Origin of the sequence: Aeromonas sp. BIGb0445, assembly GCF_024809075.1 — a bacterium.
Taxonomy (GTDB): Bacteria; Pseudomonadota; Gammaproteobacteria; order Enterobacterales; family Aeromonadaceae; genus Aeromonas; species Aeromonas rivuli.
The window spans coordinates 314,520-338,342 of the sequence record NZ_JANUES010000004.1 but is presented as its reverse complement, the minus strand read 5'-3'; the positions used below and the strand labels follow the sequence as shown (position 1 = coordinate 338,342).

The following is a 23,823-nucleotide window of genomic DNA, read 5'->3' as shown; positions in this document are numbered from 1 at the left end:
TTTGATGCCACGCATTGTTGCCCCCGCGCCCGGGATGCTAGGATGCGTCTCCCTCAACACAGGCACTCTCTACCATGGCAAACCGCGTTATCGGCCAGTTCCGCGCCCTAGGGGCGAAAGTGACCACCCTCTTTGCGGGGCTCTGTGAGTTCCAGCAGCGCATCTGGGTGGTCAGCATCATCAAGGATGCCTACACAGACACCTTTATCGTCAATGAAGACAGCTTCGAGGAGCCGATGCAGTGGATGCGGCGCAAAGGCTACAGCGCCGACTTGCTGCAACGGGTCAATGAGATGCGGCGCTCCCAGGTGATCCAGCTTGAACTCGGGGATGTCAGCCATCGCCTGATGCGGGTCAAATAGCCCCGCTGGCAGGCTCGTTTCGCCAACCCGGCAGCGGATGTCCTGGGCGGACAAGCTCCCGTGACGTCACCCTTGCCCCATCGGCCCCCGCGATGGTGGCCTATGCCACTGCTTATTTTTCTTTGGTTCTCTCCGCCTTCAGGGCCCCGGCATAGATGCAAAACGCCGAGTTGTAGTCGTTATAGGCAATGGCGTAATTGAAATCGCAAAAGTAGGCAGGGTGCTTGGTCGCAATGGCATCCCCTGCCTTGCACTGGGTCTGCATGTTCTCTACGAGCCCGTCATTGTTTCCCCCCAGGCAGGCCTTGCCCGTGGTCTTGTCGTCGCCGCAGGCCGTCAGCAAGGTACAGAGGGCGATGCCCATCAAGGGTTTGATTAGGTAATGCATGTTGAGCCCGACCAAATGAAAAATCCTGACTGTGATGAGGGCGCCATGGGCTGCTGACGTTTCACCATGCATAGGTGCCATGCGCGTCGCTTGTTGGCGCCGTATCCGTCAGACACGCTACCGCCCCTGGCTGTCGCTGCCACAGTGCGCTGACCCTGGATAAAAGAGGGCCAACAGGCACCCATGGCCATATTACGGAGCCCGCCAGGCAGGAGTCACGGCATTGCGACGATCCCGGTCGGGTATATCTGGTTTTCTTGCGCTGGTTCAAACTTCGGGCCATCCAGGTCCCTTTTCATCTCACAAGCCGGGGTGGCCTGAGGGGTAAATCGTTGGCTGAACGGCCCCGTGACGGATGTTAATGCGCCATGGATGAGGGGGCGGGTTGAAGGCGTGTCTTGCGGTGCAAGGCGAGGGGCCTTGGGCGTTCACGTCAGGGGCAATTCTGGTCGGCGATATGCGGTTCTGTGAGCCGCGGCCTCTGGTGAGGCCGCGCTGAAGAAGGGATCAGGGGGCGGGGAAATACTTGCGCTGGATCTGCTGAAATGCGCTGCTGGCCAGCACCTGGGTCAGGCCCTGTTGGAAGCTCTTGACCACCGCATCATCGACCCCCTGGCTAAAGGCGTAGCAGAACTGCTCCGAGCTCAACACCCAGCGCACCTGATAGCGGGTCGGATCCGCGCCTGGGCTGCTTAGCAGACTCATGACGGTGGTCTTGTTGGTCGACACCAGATCGACCCGGCCCGAGTCGAGCATCTTGATGGCCTGACCCAGGCGGTTGGCACTTATCACCTTCTGTTCGTCAAAGCCGTTGTTGAGCAGCAACTGCTCCCCGACGTCGGCCCGCACCGCCCCTATGTTGTACTGCTGGGCATCTTCGAGTTTGTTGATGGTGATCGCGCGCCGGGTCAGACCCAGCAACACTATCTCGGCGTAGCCGATGGAACAGGCCCATTTGAACAGCGGATCCCGCGCCTCGGTGCGGGCGGTGGAGAAGAGCACCACATTGGGTTTCTGGGTCAGCAGGTAGTAACCCCGGGCCCAGGGCATGATGGCGATAGGCTGGGGCGGCGTTGCTGTCTGTTGCCAGACCCGTTGCAGCAGCTCGACCGCGAGGCCCGCAGGCTGGCCCGTCTCATCGAGGTAGTTGTAGGGGCGATACTCTTCGCTCAAGTAATGGAGGCTCGCCAGCGGCGTGGTGGCCCAGGCCGGGGCGGCGAGCATGAAGATGATCAACGGCAGACTGAATGGGGTGGTCCATGCTCTCATGCGGCCTTCTCCTGTGCGCCTGGGGCAACCTTGAGTGTCGCCAAGTCACAGGATTTCGCCAGCCATGGCCCCTCGACCCGGGGAGGGCCATGGGGCTCACCAGCGGCCGCGGGTCTCTCCCAGCGGGCGCAACTGCTCATCGCGCAAACCTAGCAACAGGCTGCTGCCATCGGGCTGCAGGCGAAACTCGCCATAGGCCGCCCCGGTCAGCGTCTCCCCTTGCCCCTCCTCGAAGAAGTAGGCGTCCGGCCCGACCTTGACCATGCCTTCCCGGCGAACGAGGTTGAGCAGCCGCTCGTCCGGCGCCAGTTTCCCGGTATCCCCGTGGGGCTGCCAGTGGGCCACGCCTTGGTTGTCTAGCCGGATCACCAGCTGGCTGCTGCCCGCCGGTTGCCGTGGGTGAGCCTGGGCCCATTGGCGGGCTATCTCGTAGTTGAGCCGCATATAGTCCCCCTGCATCAGGGAGCGGGGATCCACCGGGGCCAGACGCAGCAACACGGGTTCGCCGCTGTCGATGGCGTGCTCGAAACGCCACACCTGGGCGTTGACGCCCAGCAAGATGGCGAGGCCACAGAGCAAACTGGCAAGGGTTCTCATGAGTGTCTCCCAAGGCGCAGCAACAGGGCGCGCATCAACAAGAGGGCGGTGCCAGAGCCGAGCAGCAGCCAGGACTTGGTCATCAGCGGCAGGGCCAGATCGTAGTAATAGAGCGAGCCGAAACCGAGCAGCAGCAGAGCGGCCAGGGTCATCATGCCCAGACTCCCGGCGTAGAAGCCGAGCAGCAGCACCAGGGCGCCCGCCCCCATGCCGGGGATCAGCGCCGCCAGCAACACCAGGGGCAGGGCAAACAGCCCCTGGCGGCGAGGCAGCTTCAGATGGTGAAGCAGGGCGAGCAGCAAGGCCGCGCACAGCAGCGGGTTGAGCCAATGGGGCAGCCGCGACTGTCCCAGCTCCTCGAGCACGCTGGTTTCGTCAAACAACGGCTGATGCAGGCGCCCAAGCAGGATCAAGGAGAGGGCCAGGCCAAAGGCCATGGCTTCGAACCGCTCGTGTTGATGAGGACGGCGCTGTGCCCAGAGCCAGCAGGCGCAAAGCAGCGCCATCACCAGTGGCAGGGCCAGGATCTGCAAACTGAGGCAGGCGAGCGCCAGGGTCAGCAGCAGGGCGGCGGCCAGGGTGTGAAACAGCCGGATCAGCCAGTGTTCAAAGCAGAAGGCGATGGCGAACGCCAGTGCCGAGAGCCCGGCCCAGGCGCCAAAGGCGTGCACGTCCATCCTATCTATCAGGCCATAGAGCAGCCAGGCATCCGCCGCCAGGGTCAGGGCCAGCACGAACTGATCCCAGAGATCGCCGCTGCGGGCACTGCGATTGAGCAACAGGGCCATGGCGAGCAGGGTCGCGCCAAGGGCCAGGGCATGATCCGGGCTGTCTATCAGATCGCCAACGCTCAAAAAGAGGAAAAACAGCAAGAAGAGGGCGGCGAGCCAGCCGACCACCCCCAGCATGAAGCGGTTGGCCCAGTGGGGTTCGTTATCCCGGGGTTCATCCCCCTCGACCAGCTTGGCCGAGCGCAGGATCTGCCAGAGTTCAGGCTGTGAGGACATAGGGGCTCCGGCAAGGCAGGGAAACTGAACGGGCCGAGGCCCTCTGGTTACTGATTGGCAGCATGGCGACTCCTCTGTTGTTGCAGCCAGCGGCTAGCGGCCACCGACAGGCCAATGGCGACGAGGCTGAGCAGCAAGAAGCCATTCACATCCGGCTCCATCCATTTGCCGAGCGCCGCCAGCAAGACGACGATGACGCTGAGGCAACCCATGGCGAGCCCGGTGATGAAGCTGTGATGCCAGCAGCCATAGGCGGCGCCGAGCCAGAGCAGCCAGAGCGGCCAGATCCAGGAAGAGGCGGCATCAAACAGGGCGAGCAGGGCGAGCAGGGTGACCCCAAGCCCGGCCATCAGCGCGGGCAGGTAAGCGGGCATCACCTTGTAGCGGGCAGGCAAGCTCCAGAGCCCTCCCCAGAGCAGGGCATTGAGCAGGGTGAGGCACCAGGCCAGCCCCTCCTCATCGAAGGAGAAGAACAGCGTGAACAGGCCGAGCCGCCAGTAGAGCACCAGGGCGAGCTGGGCCAGCAGCCAGCTCAAGATCCAGAGCAGAGGACTCTTGCCGAGCAGGGCCCAGGGCAGCAGCAGCATGGCCCAGAGCGCAAACAGCTGCCAGGGATCGGCCCCGGTCTGATAGGTCTGGCCCACCAGGGCGAGCAGGGCGCCGAGATTGAGGGCGCACAAGCAGAGCAGCCCCTGACGGGCGCCGTCACTGAGCTGGACGCGCCACAGCACCAGCAGCATGGCGAGCAGGGGCAGCTCGACCAGGCCCAGGCGCGGCAGTCGCCCCAGTGCCTGCCAGTTGAAGGCGACAAAGAAGATGAGACCGGCGCCAAGGCAGAGGCAACCGAGCAGCAGCAAGAGGCGATCGAACAGCACCTGCCAGCGTGCGGGGGCGGGGGGCAAATCGGCCAGACGAAGGGCCTCGGGCAGCTGTGCTGGGGCGAGGTGGCCTCGCTTGACCCAGTCGAGCAGGGGACGGCGGGAGTGATGCTGCATGGAATGGCTCCGAATAACGTGCCCCATTATGGCATAGGGCTGGGGCGCCAACACCATGGCGAGTCCCGGTAAGGGCTGCCGATGGCTGACCTCGGCGCAGAGAGAGGCAAGACACAGACCAGGGTGGGCAAGAGGGGATCAGGGTTGAACGGGATAGCGTGGCGGGATGTGCCGAGATGGTGCTTGGCAGGGGAGGTGTTAAAGACACAGGCCCCATCATTTGATGGGGCCTGTGTCTTCTTATATCAGGGCTATCTTAGTGGCGCTGGCTATCAGGCGGTGACGATCAGGGTGCTGATCCCCAGGGTGATAAACAGGATGGCGCAGCCAATCCGGATGCTTTTGAGGGGCAACTTGTCGGCGCCGAGCTTGCCGAGCAGCACCACGGGCACGTTCGCCAGCATCATGCCGATGGTGGTGCCAGCAATGACCTGAGTGAGCGAGTCATACTTGGCGGCCAGCAGCACGGTGGCAATCTGGGTCTTGTCGCCAATTTCGGCGATAAAGAACAGCACGAAGGTGGCGAGGAAGGGGCCGTACTTGTCGAGCTTGCTATCTTCATCGTCCATCTTGTCCGGCACCAAAATCCAGACCGCCATGGCGATAAAGGCTCCCGCCACCAGATAGGTCATCAGTTTGGGATCGAGCCAGCGACTGATCAGCTCGCCAATCCAGGCCGCGCCCGCATGGTTGAGCAGGGTAGCGGCAAACATGCCGGCGATGATGGGCCAGGGCTTGCGAAAGCGACAGATCAGCAGGAGTGCGAGCAACTGGGTCTTGTCGCCTATTTCGGCGACGGCCACGCTCAGGGTGGAGGTTAACAGGGCTTCCATAAAGATACCGGGGGACGGAATTGTTATAAACCAGAGACAAGCCTGCGCCATCCGTCCCCGGTATTGGCACTGGCCCGTCAAAGGTCTTGTCAAATCCGGCATTGCTCGTTGCGGATCACGCTGACCATGGTGAGTTTGCACCAAGTATGTTGATCAACGTCTGCGGGCCTTTTAGCCCGTCAGCGACTACTCCCCCTCGATGGGAGCGGGCATTCTAGGAAAGATGCCCGGTAATTACAAGAGGTTGGCCAAGGTGAGAGCCTGATGAGGGTGACCGGCTGGTAAATCGCACATCCGGCGCTCTGCTATCGGGAAACCTGTCAGCCTCGACCTTAGCCGCCGACCTGCTTGACGGTGAAGCCCGCCTTCTCCAGCTCGCTGCGGATGAGATCGCGCTTGTCGCCCTGGATCTCGATGATCCCCTCCTTCAAGCCGCCGCCGGTACCGCACTTTTTCTTGAGCAGGGTGGCGATGGCTTTTTGCTGCGCATCAGGCACCCCATGAATGGTGATGACGCCGGCGCCCTTGCGCCCCTTGGTCTCGCGGCGAATACGCACCACCCCATCGGCGGGGAAGGGGGAGGCCGGGCTGGCCTGGGCGCTGGGGGTAATGGCACCGCCATCTGTGCTGAAAACCAGACGGCTGTTGTTGTCCTGATGCATGGTGAACTCTGCAACTAGCTAAGCGAAGTTTGATTTTACGCAAATTGTTGCGCAGGTCACAGCTTATAATGGCCACAGAAAAGAGAATTGTTCTTGTTTAGAGTCGTCACAGTTTCCACCTAGGGGTTGGCCATGGTTCTCACGCAGTTATCACCGGGGCAGAGCGCTCGTATCACAGATTTGAATGCACTGGATCGCAGCCTGCGCCGCAAGCTGATGGTGATGGGGCTCTTGCCGCAATCGGAGGTCACCCTGCTGCGCTGTGCGCCCCTGGGGGATCCGCTCCAGATCCAGTGCCAGGGCATCTGCCTCTCAGTGCAAAAAAGCCTGGCCAACCAGATAGAGGTGGAGTGCCTATGAGCATCAATCTGGTCACGGTCGGCAATCCCAACAGCGGCAAGACCTCACTGTTCAATGCCCTCACCGGGGCCCGCCAGCAGGTGGGTAACTGGAGCGGGGTCACGGTCGACAAGAAGATGGGCAGCTTCAGCGTCGGGGAGCAGGATTATCGGCTGACCGACTTGCCCGGCATCTATAGCCTGGCGGCGCAGGATGCCAGCCTGGATGAGCAGATAGCCAGCGGCTTCGTACAGGGCCAACGCCCTGATCTGCTGCTCAACGTCATCGATGCCGCCAGCCTGGAGCGCTCCCTCTACCTGACCTTGCAACTGCGTGAGCTGGGTCTGCCCATGCTGGTGGTGCTCAACAAGATGGATCTGCTGGAGAAGCGACGCATCACCGTTGACGAACAACTGCTCAGTGCCCGGCTCGGTTGCCCCGTGGTGTCGCTCTCGGCCCACAACCCGGCTCAGGTGCGCGCCCTCAAGGCCAGGCTCCATGAGTTCATCGGCTCGCCCCAGGCGGCGCTGCAGCTCGATTACGGCCAGCCTCTGGAGGCAGGCATCAGCGAACTGGAGAGCCTGCTTGCCCCCCATCCGCTGGCGAGTCGTGGCCGCGCCCTGCGCCTGCTCGAAGAAGATCCCGTGATGGCGCAGACCTTGCTGCCAGGTCAGCAAACGGCGGCCGCCAATCTGGTGCGCCGTGCCCAGGGTCAGCAGGATATCGACCTGCAACTGGCGGACGTGCGCTACGGTCACATCCACCAATGGTGCCAGCAGGCCTGCCAGCAGCGGGGCAAGCTCAACGCCGCCCAGAGTGAGTGGCTCGACAGGGTGCTGCTCAATCGCTGGGTCGGCATCCCCTTCTTCTTGCTGGTGATGTATCTGATGTTCATGTTCGCCATCAAGGTGGGCAGTGCCTTCATCGACTTCTTCGACATCCTGGGGGGCGCCCTGTTCGTCGATGGAGTCCACCATCTGCTGGGGCTAGCCCATGCTCCCGAGTGGCTGGGGGCCATATTGGCGGATGGCTTTGGCGCCGGTCTGCAGACGGTGGCGACCTTCATCCCCGTCATCGGTTGCCTCTATCTGTTTCTTGCGGTGCTGGAGAGTTCGGGCTATCTGGCCCGGGCCGCCTTCGTGGTCGATGCCCTGATGCGTCGCCTCGGCCTGCCCGGCAAGGCGTTCGTCCCCATGCTGATGGGCTTTGGTTGCACCGTGCCCGCCGTGATGGCAACCCGCACCCTCAACTCCGAGCGTGAACGGCTGATGACCTCGGCCATGGCCCCCTTCATGTCCTGCGGCGCCCGCCTGCCGGTCTATGCCCTGTTCGCGGTGGCCTTTTTCCCGGCATCTGGCCAGAACCTGGTGTTCGGCCTCTATCTCGTCGGCATTGTGGTGGCGGTGCTCACCGGCCTGCTGCTGCGCAGTACCCTCTTGCCCGGCAAGAGTGACTCCATGCTGATGGAGATGCCCGATTACGAGCTGCCCCGGCCTATCAACGTGGGGATCAAGACCTGGCAGAAGCTGAAATCTTTCGTGTTCGGTGCCGGTAAAACCATAGTGCTGGTGGTGGCGGTGCTGAGCGTGCTCAACTCCCTGGGCACGGATGGCAGCTTCGGCCATCAGGATCAGGAGAGTTCGGTGCTGAGCAAGCTGAGCCAGGGGGTGACACCGCTGCTGCATCCCATCGGCATTCGTGAGGATAACTGGCAGGCGACGGTCGGCATCGTCACCGGTATCTTCGCCAAGGAGGCCGTGGTCGGCACCCTCAACAGCCTCTATGGGGGAGGCGAGCAGGCCGCCGATGCCGAGTACGATCTGTGGCAGAGTGTGCAAGATGCCCTGGCCAGCATCCCCGCCAATCTGGCGGCCATCAACCCGGCCGACCCCCTCGGGATAGATATCGGCGAGGTCGGGGATGCCAGGGTTGCGGCGGCGGAGCAAGAGGTGAGTCTCTCCACCTACGGCAACATGCAGGCTCACTTCGACGGGGCGGCGGGTGCCTTCGCCTACCTGCTGTTCATCCTGCTCTACATGCCATGCGCCGCCGCCATGGGCGCCCTGGTGCGTGAAACCGGTCGTCCCTGGGCTATCTACACCGCGCTCTGGTGCAACTACATGGCCTTCATGGGCGCCACGCTCTTCTATCAGGGGGCCAGCTTTGCACGCCATCCCGAGCAGAGCCTGGCCTGGATAGGTTTCTATCTCGGCTCCCTGCTGCTGCTCTGGTGGCTGGGACGCATGCGCGGTGACATAGTGACGCGCCGGGTGGTGGCGCTGTGATACTGCATGAATTAGGAGACTATCTGGCCCGGGAGCACAGGGTCAGTCGCCGGGATCTGGCCCGTCACTTCCACACCTCGGAAGATGCCGTCGAGGCCATGCTCGGGGTCTGGATGCGCAAGGGGCGCGTCATCAAACAGGAGAGCCAGCTGTGTGGCGGCAGTTGCTGCGGCAAACAGCAGCTGGTGATATTCGAATGGTGCGAGCCGGGCCGTATCGGCCTGGTGCAACGCGGCTAGGCGGTATCGCCGTCCCGGATGCCAACGAAAGAACCCGCCAGCGGCGGGTTCTTGGTCTCTGATCTGCCAGGGCAGCCGGTGGCGCTCAGGTCCAGTCCAGCTCGTCCTTGTCATCTTTGCCTGGTTCCAGGCTCCAACCGCTGGCGTCGCTGCTATTGGCAATCTGCCCCTTGTCACGCCACAGCTTGATCTTGAGGCGCAGGTTGGTCTGCGAGTCCGCATTCTTGATCGCCTCCTCGTCCTCTATCACCCCTTCCACCACCAGATCGAACAGTGCTTCGTCGAAGGTGATCATGCCAAGGGTGCGGGATTTCTCCATCACCTCCTTGAGGCCGCCAAACTCGCCGCGTTTGATCATGTCGCGAATGGTGTGGGTGCCCAGCATGATCTCCACCGCCGCCCGGCGCCCGCCATCCGCGGTTTTCACCAGTCGCTGGGAGACAAAGGCCTTGAGGTTGTTGCCCAAGTCGTTGAGCAGCTGGGGACGGCGCTCCTCGGGGAAGAAGTTGATGATGCGATCCAGCGCCTGGTTGGCGTTGTTGGCGTGCAGGGTGGAGATGGCGAGGTGGCCGGTCTCCGAGAAGGCCAGGGCATGCTCCATGGTCTCGCGGTCACGAATTTCGCCGATGAGGATCACGTCCGGTGCCTGACGCAGGGTATTTTTCAGGGCGGCGTGGAAGCTGCGGGTGTCCACGCCCACTTCGCGCTGGTTGATGATGCTCTTGCGGTGGCGATGCACGTACTCCACCGGATCCTCGATGGTGATGATGTGGCCGCCGCTGTTGCGGTTGCGATGGTCGATCAGCGCCGCCAGCGACGTGGACTTGCCCGAGCCTGTGCCGCCGACGAACAGCACCAGGCCCCGTTTCTCCATGATGGTATCGAGCAGCACTGGGGGGAGCTTCAAGTCCTCGAAGCGGGGGATCTCGGTCTTGATGTTGCGCGCCACCAGGGAGACTTCGTTGCGCTGCTTGAAGATGTTGACTCGAAAGCGGCCAATCTGGGGCAGGGAGATGGCAAGGTTCATCTCCAGCTCCTTGTCGAACTGCTGCTTTTGCTCAAGATCCATGATCTCTGCGGCGATGGCGGCCACCTCGCCCGGGGCGAGCGGGGCCTCGCTGAGGGTACGCAACACCCCCTGAAACTTGGCGCTGGGGGGGGCGCCGGTAGAGAGGTAGAGGTCGGAGCCATCCTGGCTCGCCAATAGCTTCAGCATCTCGTGCAGATCCATGACTCGTCTCGCTTAGCCGTCAATGATGTGAGTAATCCAACAGATTGTATCTGCTTATCAACTCATGAGTTTCTCGCGGAACACAAAAAAGACCGCCCCCATGATGCAAAGCCCGGCCCAAAGGTAGTCCCACTTGAGATCCTCCTTGAGATAGAAGACCGAGAAGGGTACGAAGATGGTGAGGGTGATCACCTCCTGCAAGATCTTGAGCTGGCCCACATTGAGTACCGTATGGCCTATCCGGTTGGCGGGGACCTGGAACAGGTATTCGAGCAGGGCGATGCCCCAGCTCACCAGGGCGGCGATGATCCAGGGTTTGTGGTTCATCTCCTTGAGGTGGGCATACCAGGCAAAGGTCATGAAGACATTGCTGCAGATTAACAGCCCTATGCTGGTCAAAATAGGATTCATGGGTGGCTCCTTGACATGAGGGATTGGGTGCAGATTACCCACTTTATGCGGACCGAAACGGGGCTCATGAGCGGCTCCTTGGCGCAATGGCGCCTGTTATATCTCAGTCGAGTCATATCCATAAGCCCCTCTTCAAGGTATTTTTAGCGAACCATCTCAGCGAGGAAAACAGGGAATGTTCAAGTGGAGCTGGCTATCTGTTGTCCTGATATGGGCCAGTCTGGCGCAGGAAGCGCAAGGATCACAGGAAGGTGAGGGGGAGCCTGCCAGTCTGACGGTCGCGACCGACGTCTGGCCCCCGTTTCGCATACTCAGGGCCGATGGCCGCTTCGAGGGACTGGATGTGGATATTCTGGCGGCCCTGGCGCGCCATCTCGATATCCCCATCAAGGTCGAGCGTTTCCCCTGGGGACGCGCCTTGCAGCGCATGCAAACCGGCCAGGTCGATCTCATGATAGGGTTGGCCAAGACTCCGGAGCGCACCGCCTTTATCGATTATCTGCAACCGGCGTATTATCAGTGCCGCCCGGCCTTCTATGCCGAGTCGCTGCTTGCCGCCCAGATCCGCCGTTATGGAGACTTGGCCCATCACGAGGTGGGTTATGTGCTCAAATCGAGCTATTTCAGCCCCTTCGATGAAGACAAGAGCCTCAACAAGCATGGGGTACCCACCGAGGAGCAACTGCTCGGCATGGTCTCACGCGGCCATCTGCCGCTGATGATAGGCACGGATTGCCAGGTTGATTACGCCCTGAGTCTCGCCAACCCGGCGGGCCTTATCAAGACCCGTTACCGCCCGGATAAACCCGTCACTCTCTATCTGGGCATGAGCAAACATTCAAAGGCCCAGCCGCTAAAAGAGCGGATCCAGGCCGCCCTCGCCGAGCTGGTGGCGAGTGGTGAGCTGGCGCAGTTGGCGTCCCATTATAAACCGGGCGAATGATGAGTCGCTTTGCATAGATATCATGGATGGGGAGGTACGATGTTGAAATGGATGTGGGGCTGCTGGCTATTGATGCCGCTCTTTGGCCTGATGGCTGCGCCATCGAGAACCCTGACCGTGGCCAGCAGTGAGTGGCCCCCCTTCATCATGGTGGATGAACAGGGTCGGATGAGCGGCATCGACATCGACCTGATCCAGGCCCTGGAGCGGCATACCGGTTTGCAATTCATCGTCAAGATCTACCCCTGGGGGCGGGTATTGAGGTATGCCGAGGTGGGGGAGATCGACATGGTGTTCAGCATTGCCAAGACCCTAGAGCGCGAGCGCTATGTGGAGTATCTGTCACCGCCCTACATCGCCTGTCCGCCAGCCTTCTACGCCCGTCCCGATCTGGCGGGCCAGATCCGCAATTATCAGGATCTGGGCGCCCATCAGGTAGGTTATGTGCTCAAGTCAGCCCACTTCGCCCGTTTTGACAATGATGAACAGCTCGACAAGCATGGGGTGCCGACCGAGACGCAACTGTTGGGCATGCTGATGCGCGATCACCTGCAGGTGATGGTCGCGGGCTCTTGCCACATGGATTACATCCTCTCCAGGCATAACCCGGCGGGGCTGGTCAAGACGACTTATCGCCCGCCAGAGCAGGAGGGGGTCTACCTGGCCATGAGCCGCCTCTCCCCGCACAAGGCGCTGGGCGTCAAAATAGAACAGGCCCTGGCCGAGACGGTGAAAAGCGGTGAGCTGGCCCGGATTGTCGCTCGCTATTACCCGCCGATGGCGACGGTTCCGGTGCTGCCCGCGACATCGCCTTGACCACGGGGCCCTCTGCCTTGCTATCATGACGGCCATGACGAGGGGCCATATCGGCACCCTCGGTGTTTGACCCACAGACCTCTGCCCGGGATATGCCTTGTTTACCACCTTGATCGCCCGTCAGCGCCGCTGGCAGCAGCGGCTGCTGCTTGGCCTGCTCTGCCTGACCCTGTTGCTGTTTTTGCTCTCGCTCTGCGTCGGCGCCTTTATGGTGCTGCCCTGGCAACCGCTGGGGCCGCTGGAGCAGCAAATTCTGCTGGAGCTGCGTTTGCCTCGCGCCCTGCTCGCTCTGCTGGCGGGGGCCTCTCTGGCCTGCGGCGGCGCGGTGTTGCAGGTGATGCTCCATAACCCCGTGGCCGAGCCCGGCCTGCTTGGGGTGTCGAGCGGCGCCGGTCTTGCCGCCATGCTGGCCATGGCCCTGGCCAAGGGCGCCGACATGGCGCTGCCGGGCTGGGCCCTCTCCCTGGCCGCCTTCGGCGGTGCCTTGCTGGTGACGCTCCTGCTGCTGCTGGCCGCCCGCCGCGCCCATCTGGGTCATGCTCGCCTGCTCTTGCTCGGGGTGGCCATCGGCATACTCACCAACGCCGTGATGACCTGGCTGATGTATTTCGCCGACGACGGGTCGGTGCGCGAGTTCATGTTCTGGATGATGGGCAGCCTGGCTTATGGCAGCCAGCAGCTCGGCTGGTGGTGGCTGTTGATGCCACTGACCCTGCTCTGGCTGATCCGCCAGGGCAGGGCGCTGCAGCAGTTGCTGCTGGGGGAGACCCAGGCCCGCCTGATGGGGCTGGATGTGCATCGCCTGCGGGTGCGTCTGGTGCTGGCGGTCTGTCTGCTGACCGGGCTCGCGGTGGCCCTGTGCGGCGTCATTGGCTTCGTCGGTCTGGTGGTGCCCCATCTGCTGCGTCTGTGCGGGGTGAGCGATCAGCGCTTCTTGCTGCCCGCCTCCGCCCTGGGGGGGGGCGCCCTGCTGCTGGGGGCGGATCTCTGTGCCCGCACCCTGCTGGCGGCGGGGGAGTTGCCCATTGGGGTGGTGACCGCCTCGGTCGGCGCGCCTCTCTTTATTTATCTTCTGCTCAGGCAATCCCATGATCAGCCCCGTTGATGACAAGGCGCTGCTCTGCGCCCGGCAACTGAGCCTGGCGGGCCGGTTGGCCCCCCTCTCCCTCGATTGGCAGGGCGGCCAGCTGGTGGCCCTGCTTGGCCCCAATGGCAGCGGGAAATCGACCCTGCTCGGCGCCCTGGCCGGTCTGCTCCCCGCCGAGGGCTGCATCACCTTGTCCGGAGACACACTGGCTTCCCTGAGTCTGCCGGATCTGGCCAGACGCCGGGCCATGCTGCCTCAGCGCCAACCCCATCTGTTTCATACCCCGGTGTTCTCAGTGCTGGCGCTGGGCCTTGGCGAGTCCGGCGCCGTCAGCCAGGCTGCCCGAGAGGCCATGGCAGCGCTGTGCCAGGCCCTGGAGCTCGATCATCTGCTCGGGCGGGACTTCAGCCGGCTCTCGGGGGGGGAACAGCAGCGGGTATTGATCGCCCGCACCCTGTTGCAGGTCTGGCCCGGGCTCAATCCGGCGGGACGCCTGCTGCTGCTCGACGAGCCCCTGGCCGGGTTGGATCTGCATCACCAGCTGGCGCTGCTGCGCCTGCTCAAGTCGGTCAGTCGACAGGGATTGCTGGTGGTGATGGCCATTCACGACATCAATCTTGCCATCGATTGGGCCGATCGAATGCTCTGTCTGCAAGGGGGGGAGATGGTGTGCGAGGGCGGGGTTGAGCTTATCGACGAGGCCCTGCTCGAGCGGGTGTTCCAGATCAGGACCAACCGGCTGGAGGCGGGGGGACGGGTCTGGTTTATGCCGAGTCTGTGAGAAACAAGCAAGGCCCTGGCGTCAGCCGAGGGCCTTTTTGAAGAAGACGACCCGCTCCGTTTCGGCAAAGCCGAGTCGCTGGTGCAGCTGCTGTGAGGCGAGGTTGTCGATGGCGGCATCGGAGGCCAGTTCGCGACAACCCAGCTCGTGGCCCCACTGCGCCACCCGGGCAATCAACGCCTGGGCCAACCCGCGCCGGCGCGAAGCCGGCTGCACATAGACCCCTTCCAGATAGACGACCGGGCTGCTCTCGCAGCCGTTCACGTAATCGTGGCGCAGGGCCGCATCGGCAAAGGCCACCGCCTGGCTCTGCTCATCCAGCACCAGAAAGGTATTGAGATGGGCATTGGCCAGCAGTTCGGCACCTTCCTGCAGATGGGCTGAGAGTGCATGGTGCGGCCACAGCTGCTGGCGCAGGGTTGCCCACTGCGCCAGCAGCGTCTCGTCGAGGGGCACTATCCGCCAGTCGGCGTTCGTCATCAGCACTCAGGCCTGCCGCTTGGCAAGGCGTACCTGGGCCGCCTCGGCCAGCATGGCCAGCAGGGTCTCGGTATCGTCCCAGGAGAGGCAGGCATCGGTGATGCTCTGGCCGAAAGTGGCGGCACAGCCGTTCTCCACATCCTGACGGCCTTCGACCAGGAAGCTCTCGGCCATGATGCCGGCGATGCCGGTGCGGCCACGGCGCAGCTGATCGCAGATATCCTGCGCCACCAACAGCTGGCGACGATGATCCTTCAAGCTGTTGCCATGGCTGAAATCCACCACCAGCCGCTCGGGTAGGTTGACCTTGGCCAGTGCCTCGCAGGCTTCATCCACGCTGGCGGTATCATAGTTGGGCCTGTGGCCGCCACGCAGTATCACATGACCATAGGGGTTGCCGGCGGTGCGGTAGATGGTCATCTTGCCGTCTTTATCCGGCGAGTAGAAGATGTGGCTGTGGCGGGCGGCGCGCACCGCATCGATGGCGATGCGGGTGTTGCCGTCGGTGCCATTCTTGAAGCCGACCGGGCAGGAGAGCGCCGAGGCCATCTCGCGGTGGACCTGGGATTCGGTGGTGCGGGCGCCTATGGCACCCCAGGTGATGAGATCGCTGATGTACTGACCGGTCACCATATCGAGGAACTCGGTGGCGGTGGGCAGACCCAGGGCGTTGATGTCCGCCAGCAACTTGCGCGCCAGCTTGAGTCCTTCATTGACGTCGAAGCTGCCGTCCAGGCGCGGATCGTTGATGAGCCCCTTCCAGCCGACTATGGTGCGCGGTTTCTCGAAATAGGTGCGCATGACGATGCACAGCGTCTCTTGGTATTGGTCGCGCAGGGCATTGAGCCGGGCGGCATAGTCGAGGGCGGCAATGGGGTCGTGGATGGAGCAGGGACCCACCACCACCAGCAGACGCTGGTCGTTGCCGGCCAGTATGGCCTCGACATCGCGGCGGGCATCGAGCAGGTTCTGGGCGATCTTGTCGGTAATGGGGAAGGCGGCGGCGAGTTCGCTCGGGGTGATGAGGGACTCCAGGCGCCGGGTGCGCAATTCATCGGTGTGAATGGACATACAAACTCAAGTCTCGAGTGGGTGGCATAGCCACAGGCGGCGAAAAAGCAAAGAGATAAAATAAAGCAAAACCCTGTCGATTGAAACCTTGGGCGGCTCTGATAGGATGTGAGGCCATTTCATCCCTACCCGAGGTAGTTTTTGTGGCAAAACCTGGCGCGACCGGTCTGACCCGGATCATCAATGCAACCGGCTATAGCATGAAGGGGCTCAAATCAGCCTGGCTCAACGAGGCCGCCTTCCGCCAGGAGCTGGTGCTGATCCTGCTGTTGATGCCGCTTGCCTTCTGGGTCGGGGGGGATCTCAACCAGATATTGCTGCTGATCGCGGTGAGCTGGCTGGTGGTGATTGTCGAAGTGCTCAACTCGGCGGTAGAGGCGGTGGTGGACAGGATAGGCTCAGAACATCATGAGTTGTCTGGACGGGCCAAAGATTTGGGCTCGGCCGCCGTCTTCCTCGTGCTGGCACTGAATGTGGTGGTGTGGGGCGCCCTGGCGGGGCGTAATCTGCTCGGCTGGTGGTAAGCTTGCGAGATGATTTAGCACAGAATAAAGGCGCCTGATGGCGCCTTTATTCTTGGTCCGGTTTGGCGGGCTCACTCTGCGATGAGCAGGGTGTAGGAGCGGTTGCGGCGCCAGATCTTGCGTTTGGTGTCATTGAGCTTGAGTTTGCGCCTGGGGCTCCAGCCGCTCTTTGTCGCTTTGACCAGACGAGTCTTTCTACGTTTTTGCATCTTGGTCTCCTCCTAAATGGCATGACAGGCCGATGGCCGTCCGGTGACATCATTGGAACTTAAGGGTGGAGCCCATCTGAAAGTGCTGTCTGCTATCTCGACCTGAGGATGTGAGGGACAAAAACAATTTCGGATAGGCTCCGATGTGACCGGATGATAGCAGGCTTGCGCGGGCTTAGACAGACGCTTGATTCAGCCTTGTTCGACCCCCGTGATCCGGCTCACTACCTCGGCGATGGGACTTGGGTGAGAAGCCTCATCGCTGACGGGCTCGTTGTCGTCCTCGTCCAGCGCCTCACGCCGTTGCGCCTTCTGCTGTTCGTTGTCCAGCCACAGCAGGCTCTGGTAATACTGGCGCACGTTGTTGACATAGTTGCGCGCCTCGCCACCGCGGGCATAGCCGTAGCGAACCTTGCTGTGCCAGCGGGCCTGTTGCAGCAGCGGCAGCACCTCCTTGACGTCTCCCCAGCTGTCCGGATCCTTGCCCAGCTGCTTGGTCAGGCGGCGGGCATCCATCATGTGGCCATAACCGATGTTGTAGGCGGTGAGGGCAAACCACACCTTCTCGTCCTCGGGTACCGAGTCCGGCACCTTGTCGACCATCAGCTTGAGGTAGCGGGCCCCCCCTTCAATGCTCTCCTCCGGGTGGGTTCGATCGTTCACCCCCATGGCCTTGGCGGTGTTTTCGGTCAACATCATCATGCCGCGCACCCCGGTGTAGGAGCGGGCAGCAGGATCCCAGTGGGACTCCTGATAACTGATGGCGGCCAGCAGGCGCCAGTCAATCTCCAGGGCATGTTGCTTGAACAGCTCCTGATACTTGGGCAGCAGCTCCTTGGCCCGGCGCAGGAAGGTGCGGGTATCGACAAAATCGAAGTTCTGCACATGGCCAAAATATTTCTCGTCGAGCTTGGCGATGGCGCCATCCATGAAGCGTTGGCCGAAGAAGTCGATGACGCTGGCATAGAGGCTGTCATCGGGCAGGCGGTTCATGACCCAGGCCACGGTCTGGCTGTCGGAGAGGGTGAGCGCCTCGGCAAGCTCGGGGTAGTAACGCTGGGTGCGTGCCAGCACGGTATTTTGCACTATGGTGTAGTCAATTTTCCCCTCGGCCAGCATCTTGAGCAGATCCTCGGTGTCCGACTTGGGATCGGCTTGCCAGCTGAGTGTGGGGTGGGATACCTGAAACTCCTTGAGCAGATCTTCACCGCTCGAGCCCTGGGCCACCACCAGCTTGCCGTCTATGTCATCCAGGCTGCGCGGGCGCCGGGAACCATTGCGATAGACCAGCTTGGGGGAGACCTGGTAAAAACCGGGGCCGAAGCGAAATTGGGCTCGGCGCTCCGGGGTGACGACGATGGCGGCGGCAACGAGGTCCAGTTTGTCACCCTCAAGCAGCCCGACCAGTTCGGCACTGGTGTTGACTGGAATGATGGTCAGCTTGACGCCGAGCCAGTCGGCAAAGGATTGCGCCAGTTCGTAATCGTAACCGAAGGCGGTGTCGTCTCTTTGGTAATAGGAGGTGGGCCCGTAGAGGGTCCCGACCCGGATCTCGCCTCGCTGACGGATCTGCTCCAGCTGGCTGGAGGGGGTGTGAAAGTCACAGCTGGCGAGGAGCAGCGTCATGATCACGGCGAGAAATAGTCGAACAATGTGGCGCAAGTAGGCGAGTACCCTTGTTGAAAAATTCGGCATTTGTCAAAAAAGAGGCTCCTTTATACCAGAGAGTCCGAGGCGAGTCACACCGGCGCCGTGGATAAAAACGTTTGTCCGGCAGGGGAGGGATCCCTATAATACGCGCGTCTCAAATCCCCCCACACATTAAAACTTGGTGAGAAAGGTCATATGGAAATCTTGCGAGGTGCGCCTGCACTGTCTGAGTTTCGTATCAACAAGTTGCTGCAAAGCTTCGCGCACAGAGGACTCGAGATAAGCAGTATCTATGCCGAATATGTGCATTTTGCCGAGCTGTCGGCGCCGCTCTCGGATGCGGAGCGAACGACACTGGGACGGTTGCTGCGCTACGGCCCGACTATCCCCGAACACGCCCCCAGCGGCCAACTCTTCCTCGTTACCCCCCGTCCCGGCACTATCTCCCCCTGGTCTTCCAAAGCAAGCGACATCGCCCACAACTGCGGCCTGACCCAGGTCAAGCGGCTCGAGCGTGGCATTGCCTATTACGTGGAAGGCGAGTTTGATGCGGCCCAGCACGCCGAGATAACGGCCCTGCTCCATGACCGCATGATGGAGACAGTGTTCAGCGCCCCCGAGCAGGCGAGCGCCCTCTTTGCCCATCAGGCCCCGCGCCCCTTCACCCAGGTGGACGTGCTGGGCGGTGGTCGCGCCGCCCTGGCTTCCGCCAACATCGCCCTGGGTCTGGCCCTGGCCGAGGATGAGATTGACTATCTGGTGGAGAACTTCCAGAAGCTCGGTCGCAACCCCAACGACATCGAACTCTATATGTTTGCCCAGGCGAACTCCGAGCACTGTCGTCACAAGATCTTCAACGCCGACTGGACCATAGATGGCGAGCGCCAGCCCAAGTCGCTGTTCAAGATGATCAAGAATACCTTCGAGCAGACCCCGGACTATGTACTGTCTGCCTACAAAGACAACGCCGCCGTGATGGAAGGGAGCCAGGGTGGCCGCTTCTTCCCGAGCAGCAAGGGTGAGTATCAGTATCACCAGGAGCGGGTCGATATCCTGATGAAGGTGGAGACTCACAACCACCCGACCGCCATCTCTCCCTTCCCGGGCGCCGCCACCGGCTCCGGTGGCGAAATTCGCGACGAGGGTGCGACCGGACGCGGCGCCAAGCCCAAGGCCGGTCTGGTCGGTTTCTCCGTCTCCAACCTGCGCATCCCCGGTTTCGAACAGCCCTGGGAGCAGGATTTCGGCAAGCCGAGCCGCATCGTCAGCGCCTTCGACATCATGCAGGAGGGGCCCCTCGGCGGCGCCGCCTTCAACAACGAGTTTGGCCGTCCGGCCCTGCTCGGCTACTTCCGTACCTTCGAAGAGCTGGTGCCGAGCCACAATGGCGTCGAAGTGCGTGGCTACCATAAGCCCATCATGCTGGCCGGCGGCCTTGGCAACATCCGCAGCGAGCATGTGCAAAAAGCGGAGATCCCGGTGGGCGCGGCACTGATCGTGCTTGGCGGCCCGGCTATGAACATCGGTCTGGGGGGCGGCGCGGCATCGAGCATGGCCTCAGGCCAGTCCGCCGAGGATCTGGACTTTGCCTCGGTGCAGCGTGACAACCCCGAGATGGAGCGTCGCTGCCAGGAGGTGATCGATCGCTGCTGGCAGCTCGGTGACGAGAATCCCATCGCCTTCATCCACGACGTGGGCGCCGGTGGCCTCTCCAACGCCATGCCTGAATTGGTCAACGACGGTGAGCGCGGTGGTCGTTTCGATTTGCGTGCCATTTCGAGCGACGAGCCGGGCATGAGCCCGCTGGAGATCTGGTGCAACGAATCCCAGGAGCGCTACGTACTGGCGGTGCCTCAGGAGAAGCTGGCGCTGTTCAAGGCCCTGTGCGAGCGCGAGCGCGCCCCTTACGCCGTCATCGGTACCGCCACCGCCGAGCCGCATCTCACGCTCTCCGATGCCCATTTTGACAACCAGCCCATCGATCTGCCCCTGGACGTGCTGCTCGGCAAGGCGCCCAAGATGCACCGCGATGTGCAGAGCCTGCCCGCCCAGGGCAAGGCCCTGATGCTCGATGGCATCACCTTGTCCGATGCCGCCGAGCGGGTATTGCGCCTGCCGACGGTTGCGGAGAAGTCCTTCCTCATCACCATTGGCGATCGCAGCGTGACCGGTCTGGTCAACCGCGACCAGATGGTCGGCCCCTGGCAGATCCCGGTGGCCGATTGCGCCGTCACCGCCGCCACCTATGACAGCTATCACGGCGAAGCCATGTCCCTGGGGGAGCGCACCCCGGTGGCGCTGCTCTCCCACGCGGCCTCCGCTCGCATGGCGGTGGCCGAGGCGCTCACCAACCTGGCACCGGCTCACATCGGCTCCTTGAAGCGGGTCAAACTCTCCGCCAACTGGATGTCTGCCGCCGGTCACCCTGGCGAAGATGCCGGTCTCTATGAGGCGGTCAAGGCGGTGGGTGAGGAGCTCTGCCCGGCCCTTGGCATCACCATCCCGGTCGGCAAGGACTCCATGTCCATGAAGACCCGCTGGCAGCAAGATGGCGAGGAGCGCAGCGTCACCTCGCCGCTCTCCCTGCTCATCACCGCCTTCGCGCGGGTCGAGGATGTGCGCAACACCGTCACCCCGCAGCTGCGTACCGATCTCGGCGAGACAGATCTCATCCTGATTGACCTTGGCAACGGCAAGCAGCGCCTGGGCGCCTCCGCCCTGGCTCAGGTCTACCGCCAGCTGGGCGACAGCGCGCCGGATCTTGACAATCCGACTCAGCTCAAGGGTTTCTTCAACGCCATCCAGGCGCTGGTGGCGGATCGCAAGATTGTGGCTTACCACGACAGATCCGACGGTGGCCTGTTCGTCACCCTGACCGAGATGGCCTTCGCCGGTCACTGCGGCCTCGACATCCAGCTCGATCGCGTCGGTGGCGAGCTGTTGCCCGCGCTGTTCAACGAGGAGCTGGGTGCCGTCATTCAGGTGCGCCGTGCCGACAAGGAAGCCGTCATGACCCTGCTGGCGGGCCATGGCCTGGCCGCCTGCGTCCATGTCATCGGCAGCGTCGACGACCAGGACAGCCTGCGGTTCAGCCGCGCCGGGCAAGAGGTCTATCGTGCCAGTCGTACCGCCCTGCGCACCCTCTGGGGTGAGACCAGCTGGCAGATGCAGCGCCTGCGGGACAACCCCGAGTGCGCCGATCAGGAGCACGCCGCTCGCCAGGATGCGACCGACCCGGGTCTGCATGCCTCCTTGAGCTTCAATCCGTCCGAGGATGTGGCTGCGCCCTATATCGCTCGCGGGGTCTCTCCTCGTTTGGCGGTACTGCGCGAGCAGGGGGTCAACTCCCACGTGGAGATGGCCGCCGCTTTCGATCGTGCCGGTTTTGCTGCCGTGGACGTGCACATGAGCGACATCCTGTCCGGTCGCATCAAGCTGGAAGAGTTCCAGAGTCTGGTGGCCTGTGGCGGCTTCTCCTACGGCGACGTGCTGGGGGCGGGGGAAGGCTGGGCCAAGTCCATCCTGTTCAACGACGGCGCCCGCGAGCAGTTCCAGCGCTTCTTCGAGCGTGGCGACACCCTGTCTCTGGGGGTGTGCAACGGTTGCCAGATGATGTCCAACCTGCGTGACCTCATTCCGGGGGCCGATCTGTGGCCGCGCTTCGTGCGCAACCGCTCCGAGCGCTTCGAGGCGCGCTTCAGCCTGGTGGAAGTACAGGACTCTCCGTCCGCCTTCTTCGCCGGCATGGCGGGCTCTGTGATGCCCATCGCCGTCTCCCACGGGGAAGGACGGGTGGAGCTGCGCGATGCCGCTCACTTTGCCGCGTTGCAAGCCAGCGGTCTGGTGGGGCTGCGTTTCGTGGACAACCGCGGTCAGGTCACCGAGCAGTACCCGGCCAACCCGAACGGGGCACCGGCGGGCATCACTGCGGTCACCACCACGGACGGCCGCGCGACTATCATGATGCCGCACCCTGAGCGGGTATTCCGCACCGTGGCGAACTCCTGGCACCCGGACAACTGGGGCGAGGATGGCGCCTGGATGCGGATGTTCAGAAACGCTCGGGTGCGTCTGGGCTAATCCCGCCAGATACTCTGCAGCAATGAAAAACCGGCCAACTGGCCGGTTTTTTTATCGCTGGGGGGAGCGGTTTAGTGGAGTACCAGGTGCTGGAAGCCCTGCACCAGGCTGATGACCGGCTGGGGATAGATCCCCATGGCCAAGACGATGATGGCGGAGAGCAGCACCACCAGCCCGCCGGAGGAGAAGGCCCAGTCGGCCTTGGCATCGCGCAGCTGCATGCCGGGTTCGCGCAGGTAGAGGGTGACCATGACTCTCAGGTAGTAGTAGAGCCCCAGGGCACTGCCGAGCACTATGGCGCCGCAGAGCCACCAGAGTTGCGCCTCGACCGTCACCCCGATGAGGTAGAACTTGCCGATGAAGCCCAGCGTCATGGGGATGCCCGCCAGGGAGAGCATCATCACCGTCATGACGGCTGTCAGGTAGGGGCGCTTCCAGAACAGGCCGCGATAGCTGTGCAGGGAGTCCGCATCCTTGCCGCGATAGGGGCTGGACATCATGCTGATGACGCCGAAGGCCCCCAGGCTGGTGAAGAGGTACATCAGCAGGTAGACACCGGCCGCTTCCACCGGCATCTGGCCGAGGCGGCTCGCCACCACCACCGCCAGCAGGTAGCCGAAGTGGGAGATGGAGGAGTAACCCATCATCCGCTTGATGTTGGTCTGGATCAGCGCCAAGAGGTTGCCGACCACGATGGAGATGACCGCCATGGCCGCCAGCAGCCAGTGGATCATGGGATCCGAGGTGGCCGGCACCGCCAGGTAGAAGCGCAGCAGCACGCAAAACACGGCTATCTTGCTGACGGTGGCGAGGAAGGTGGCCACAGGTGCCGGGGCGCCCTCATAGACATCCGGGGTCCAGAGGTGGAAGGGGGCGAGGGACAACTTGAAGGCAAAGCCCACCAGCATCAGGCCAAAGCCTCCCATCAGCAGCGGCTGGTGAGCCGGGCTCTGGGCCAGGGTCAGGCCGAGATCGCTGAAGCTCAGGCTGCCTGCCTGGGCATAGAGCAGCGCCATGCCGAACAACAGGAAGGCGGTGGCGGCGGCGGAGAGCACCATGTACTTGATGCTGGCCTCCAGGGAGTGGCGCTCGCGATAGGCATAACCCACCAGACCGAACATGGGCAGGGTCAGCATTTCGATCCCGATAAACAGTGACGCGAGATGGCGGGAACCCGCCAGCACCAGGCCACCGGCGGTGGCGATCAGCAGCAGCAGGTAGAACTCTTCCCGGTTGTCCGGGTAGCCCTTGAGCCAGGAGCGACCGAAGGTACAGGTGGCCAGGGCGCCGATGAGCACCAGCCCCATGTAGAAGACCGCATAGCTGTCCACTTGCAGCAGGGGAGTGACCCCCTGATCCCCTTGCGCCATGACGATGGGCAGGGAGAAGAGCGCCAGGTTCAGACCCGTGATGGTCACCACGAAGGCGGTGTCATCACAGCGCTTCCAGGCGATGGCCAGCATCAGGGCCACCATGGCCCCCGTGGTCAGCAACAGGGGCAGCAGGGCCAATAGTTGGGCGGCGGTAAACGTCATGACAAGGCTCCCGGTGTGGACAAGGAAAG

General features: G+C 62.6%; 24 protein-coding genes. 10 read left to right on the top strand and 14 right to left on the bottom strand.

The window, feature by feature from the left end:
- Positions 1-74 precede the first annotated feature (74 nt).
- The gene (locus M2367_RS11520; protein WP_259236748.1) at positions 75-362 is read left to right on the top strand and encodes a hypothetical protein; all 288 of its coding nucleotides are present in this window, start codon (positions 75-77) and stop codon (positions 360-362) included.
- A gap of 112 nt (positions 363-474) precedes the next feature.
- Here M2367_RS11520 and M2367_RS11515 read toward each other — a convergent pair whose 3' ends face one another.
- The 7 genes from M2367_RS11515 to M2367_RS11485 form a co-directional block, all read right to left on the bottom strand.
- Complete coding sequence (locus tag M2367_RS11515; protein ID WP_042042104.1) at positions 475-750, bottom strand: hypothetical protein; 276 nt, start codon at positions 748-750, stop codon at positions 475-477.
- A gap of 507 nt (positions 751-1,257) precedes the next feature.
- Positions 1,258-2,019, bottom strand: a complete 762-nt coding sequence (locus M2367_RS11510) for a substrate-binding periplasmic protein (RefSeq protein WP_404972775.1) — start codon at positions 2,017-2,019, stop codon at positions 1,258-1,260.
- A gap of 96 nt (positions 2,020-2,115) precedes the next feature.
- A complete protein-coding gene (locus M2367_RS11505; protein ID WP_042042091.1) occupies positions 2,116-2,616 on the bottom strand; it encodes a GDYXXLXY domain-containing protein in 501 nt (166 codons plus the stop codon).
- Complete coding sequence (locus M2367_RS11500; protein WP_259236747.1) at positions 2,613-3,623, bottom strand: DUF4401 domain-containing protein; 1,011 nt, start codon at positions 3,621-3,623, stop codon at positions 2,613-2,615. The genes M2367_RS11505 and M2367_RS11500 overlap by 4 nt, the downstream gene beginning before the upstream one ends.
- 47 nt (positions 3,624-3,670) lie before the next feature.
- The gene (locus tag M2367_RS11495) at positions 3,671-4,618 is read right to left on the bottom strand and encodes a DUF2157 domain-containing protein (protein ID WP_259236746.1); all 948 of its coding nucleotides are present in this window, start codon (positions 4,616-4,618) and stop codon (positions 3,671-3,673) included.
- 272 nt (positions 4,619-4,890) lie between these two features.
- Positions 4,891-5,451, bottom strand: coding sequence for a TMEM165/GDT1 family protein (locus M2367_RS11490; protein ID WP_259236745.1), 561 nt, complete (start codon positions 5,449-5,451; stop codon positions 4,891-4,893).
- Positions 5,452-5,783: 332 nt separating this feature from the next.
- Positions 5,784-6,113, bottom strand: a complete 330-nt coding sequence (locus M2367_RS11485) for a translation initiation factor (RefSeq protein ID WP_224432639.1) — start codon at positions 6,111-6,113, stop codon at positions 5,784-5,786.
- Positions 6,114-6,245: 132 nt separating this feature from the next.
- Here M2367_RS11485 and M2367_RS11480 point away from each other — a divergent pair, with 132 nt between their 5' ends.
- Genes M2367_RS11480 through M2367_RS11470 form a run of 3 tightly spaced genes read left to right on the top strand, consistent with a single transcriptional unit; the run spans position 6,246 to position 8,976 of the window.
- Positions 6,246-6,473: a FeoA family protein gene (locus M2367_RS11480; protein WP_042042097.1), complete on the top strand. Its 228-nt coding sequence runs from the start codon at positions 6,246-6,248 to the stop codon at positions 6,471-6,473.
- Positions 6,470-8,737 (top strand): Fe(2+) transporter permease subunit FeoB, encoded by a 2,268-nt coding sequence (gene feoB, locus M2367_RS11475; RefSeq protein ID WP_259236744.1) that lies wholly within the window; start codon positions 6,470-6,472, stop codon positions 8,735-8,737. The genes M2367_RS11480 and feoB overlap by 4 nt, the downstream gene beginning before the upstream one ends.
- Positions 8,734-8,976, top strand: a complete 243-nt coding sequence (locus M2367_RS11470) for a FeoC-like transcriptional regulator (RefSeq protein WP_042042100.1) — start codon at positions 8,734-8,736, stop codon at positions 8,974-8,976. The genes feoB and M2367_RS11470 overlap by 4 nt, the downstream gene beginning before the upstream one ends.
- Positions 8,977-9,061: 85 nt before the next feature.
- Here M2367_RS11470 and tapW read toward each other — a convergent pair whose 3' ends face one another.
- Both tapW and M2367_RS11460 read right to left on the bottom strand, forming a co-directional pair.
- Complete coding sequence (tapW, locus tag M2367_RS11465) at positions 9,062-10,207, bottom strand: type IVa pilus ATPase TapW (protein ID WP_259236743.1); 1,146 nt, start codon at positions 10,205-10,207, stop codon at positions 9,062-9,064.
- 57 nt (positions 10,208-10,264) lie between these two features.
- A complete protein-coding gene (locus tag M2367_RS11460) occupies positions 10,265-10,618 on the bottom strand; it encodes a DMT family protein (protein ID WP_224432643.1) in 354 nt (117 codons plus the stop codon).
- 175 nt (positions 10,619-10,793) lie between these two features.
- Between M2367_RS11460 and M2367_RS11455 the strand changes: the two genes are divergently transcribed.
- From M2367_RS11455 to M2367_RS11440, 4 genes are all read left to right on the top strand, one after another.
- Positions 10,794-11,561 carry an ABC transporter substrate-binding protein gene (locus M2367_RS11455; RefSeq protein ID WP_259236742.1) on the top strand — a complete coding sequence of 256 codons (768 nt, stop codon included), beginning with the start codon at positions 10,794-10,796 and terminating at the stop codon, positions 11,559-11,561.
- 39 nt (positions 11,562-11,600) lie between these two features.
- A complete protein-coding gene (locus M2367_RS11450; RefSeq protein ID WP_259236741.1) occupies positions 11,601-12,377 on the top strand; it encodes an ABC transporter substrate-binding protein in 777 nt (258 codons plus the stop codon).
- A 97-nt stretch (positions 12,378-12,474) separates the two neighbouring features.
- Positions 12,475-13,482 carry a vitamin B12 ABC transporter permease BtuC gene (gene btuC / locus M2367_RS11445; RefSeq protein ID WP_042043665.1) on the top strand — a complete coding sequence of 336 codons (1,008 nt, stop codon included), beginning with the start codon at positions 12,475-12,477 and terminating at the stop codon, positions 13,480-13,482.
- Positions 13,466-14,245 (top strand): ATP-binding cassette domain-containing protein, encoded by a 780-nt coding sequence (locus M2367_RS11440; RefSeq protein ID WP_259236740.1) that lies wholly within the window; start codon positions 13,466-13,468, stop codon positions 14,243-14,245. The genes btuC and M2367_RS11440 overlap by 17 nt, the downstream gene beginning before the upstream one ends.
- Positions 14,246-14,266: 21 nt before the next feature.
- Here M2367_RS11440 and aac(6') read toward each other — a convergent pair whose 3' ends face one another.
- Both aac(6') and M2367_RS11430 read right to left on the bottom strand, forming a co-directional pair.
- Positions 14,267-14,725, bottom strand: coding sequence for an aminoglycoside 6'-N-acetyltransferase (gene aac(6'), locus M2367_RS11435; RefSeq protein ID WP_259236739.1), 459 nt, complete (start codon positions 14,723-14,725; stop codon positions 14,267-14,269).
- A gap of 6 nt (positions 14,726-14,731) precedes the next feature.
- On the bottom strand, positions 14,732-15,796 hold the full coding sequence (locus M2367_RS11430) for a 3-deoxy-7-phosphoheptulonate synthase (RefSeq protein ID WP_259236738.1): 1,065 nt from the start codon (positions 15,794-15,796) through the stop codon (positions 14,732-14,734).
- 143 nt (positions 15,797-15,939) lie between these two features.
- Between M2367_RS11430 and M2367_RS11425 the strand changes: the two genes are divergently transcribed.
- Positions 15,940-16,320 carry a diacylglycerol kinase gene (locus tag M2367_RS11425; RefSeq protein ID WP_042043671.1) on the top strand — a complete coding sequence of 127 codons (381 nt, stop codon included), beginning with the start codon at positions 15,940-15,942 and terminating at the stop codon, positions 16,318-16,320.
- Positions 16,321-16,391: 71 nt separating this feature from the next.
- Here the strand turns inward: M2367_RS11425 and M2367_RS11420 are convergent, their stop codons facing one another.
- Positions 16,392-16,529 (bottom strand): hypothetical protein, encoded by a 138-nt coding sequence (locus tag M2367_RS11420; protein ID WP_198135310.1) that lies wholly within the window; start codon positions 16,527-16,529, stop codon positions 16,392-16,394.
- A 192-nt stretch (positions 16,530-16,721) separates the two neighbouring features.
- A complete protein-coding gene (gene mltF / locus M2367_RS11415; protein WP_259236737.1) occupies positions 16,722-18,224 on the bottom strand; it encodes a membrane-bound lytic murein transglycosylase MltF in 1,503 nt (500 codons plus the stop codon).
- Between the two features lie 150 nt (positions 18,225-18,374).
- Here mltF and purL point away from each other — a divergent pair, with 150 nt between their 5' ends.
- Entirely contained in the window at positions 18,375-22,259 is a 3,885-nt protein-coding gene (purL, locus tag M2367_RS11410; RefSeq protein ID WP_259236736.1) for a phosphoribosylformylglycinamidine synthase, read from the top strand.
- A gap of 71 nt (positions 22,260-22,330) precedes the next feature.
- On the opposite strand, the gene nuoN is transcribed toward purL, so the two are convergent.
- Complete coding sequence (nuoN, locus tag M2367_RS11405; RefSeq protein ID WP_224432650.1) at positions 22,331-23,794, bottom strand: NADH-quinone oxidoreductase subunit NuoN; 1,464 nt, start codon at positions 23,792-23,794, stop codon at positions 22,331-22,333.
- Positions 23,795-23,823: the final 29 nt, after the last annotated feature.

Bases quoted from the DNA above. Each gene is read 5' to 3' on its own strand.
- M2367_RS11520 (WP_259236748.1), top strand. From the start codon at position 75: ATGGCAAACCGCGTTATCGGCCAGTTCCGCGCCCTAGGGGCGAAAGTG.
- M2367_RS11515 (WP_042042104.1), bottom strand. From the start codon at position 750: ATGCATTACCTAATCAAACCCTTGATGGGCATCGCCCTCTGTACCTTG.
- M2367_RS11510 (WP_404972775.1), bottom strand. From the start codon at position 2,019: ATGAGAGCATGGACCACCCCATTCAGTCTGCCGTTGATCATCTTCATG.
- M2367_RS11505 (WP_042042091.1), bottom strand. From the start codon at position 2,616: ATGAGAACCCTTGCCAGTTTGCTCTGTGGCCTCGCCATCTTGCTGGGC.
- M2367_RS11500 (WP_259236747.1), bottom strand. From the start codon at position 3,623: ATGTCCTCACAGCCTGAACTCTGGCAGATCCTGCGCTCGGCCAAGCTG.
- M2367_RS11495 (WP_259236746.1), bottom strand. From the start codon at position 4,618: ATGCAGCATCACTCCCGCCGTCCCCTGCTCGACTGGGTCAAGCGAGGC.
- M2367_RS11490 (WP_259236745.1), bottom strand. From the start codon at position 5,451: ATGGAAGCCCTGTTAACCTCCACCCTGAGCGTGGCCGTCGCCGAAATA.
- M2367_RS11485 (WP_224432639.1), bottom strand. From the start codon at position 6,113: ATGCATCAGGACAACAACAGCCGTCTGGTTTTCAGCACAGATGGCGGT.
- M2367_RS11480 (WP_042042097.1), top strand. From the start codon at position 6,246: ATGGTTCTCACGCAGTTATCACCGGGGCAGAGCGCTCGTATCACAGAT.
- feoB (WP_259236744.1), top strand. From the start codon at position 6,470: ATGAGCATCAATCTGGTCACGGTCGGCAATCCCAACAGCGGCAAGACC.
- tapW (WP_259236743.1), bottom strand. From the start codon at position 10,207: ATGGATCTGCACGAGATGCTGAAGCTATTGGCGAGCCAGGATGGCTCC.
- M2367_RS11460 (WP_224432643.1), bottom strand. From the start codon at position 10,618: ATGAATCCTATTTTGACCAGCATAGGGCTGTTAATCTGCAGCAATGTC.
- M2367_RS11455 (WP_259236742.1), top strand. From the start codon at position 10,794: ATGTTCAAGTGGAGCTGGCTATCTGTTGTCCTGATATGGGCCAGTCTG.
- M2367_RS11450 (WP_259236741.1), top strand. From the start codon at position 11,601: ATGTTGAAATGGATGTGGGGCTGCTGGCTATTGATGCCGCTCTTTGGC.
- M2367_RS11440 (WP_259236740.1), top strand. From the start codon at position 13,466: ATGATCAGCCCCGTTGATGACAAGGCGCTGCTCTGCGCCCGGCAACTG.
- M2367_RS11430 (WP_259236738.1), bottom strand. From the start codon at position 15,796: ATGTCCATTCACACCGATGAATTGCGCACCCGGCGCCTGGAGTCCCTC.
- M2367_RS11420 (WP_198135310.1), bottom strand. From the start codon at position 16,529: ATGCAAAAACGTAGAAAGACTCGTCTGGTCAAAGCGACAAAGAGCGGC.
- mltF (WP_259236737.1), bottom strand. From the start codon at position 18,224: ATGCCGAATTTTTCAACAAGGGTACTCGCCTACTTGCGCCACATTGTT.
- purL (WP_259236736.1), top strand. From the start codon at position 18,375: ATGGAAATCTTGCGAGGTGCGCCTGCACTGTCTGAGTTTCGTATCAAC.
- nuoN (WP_224432650.1), bottom strand. From the start codon at position 23,794: ATGACGTTTACCGCCGCCCAACTATTGGCCCTGCTGCCCCTGTTGCTG.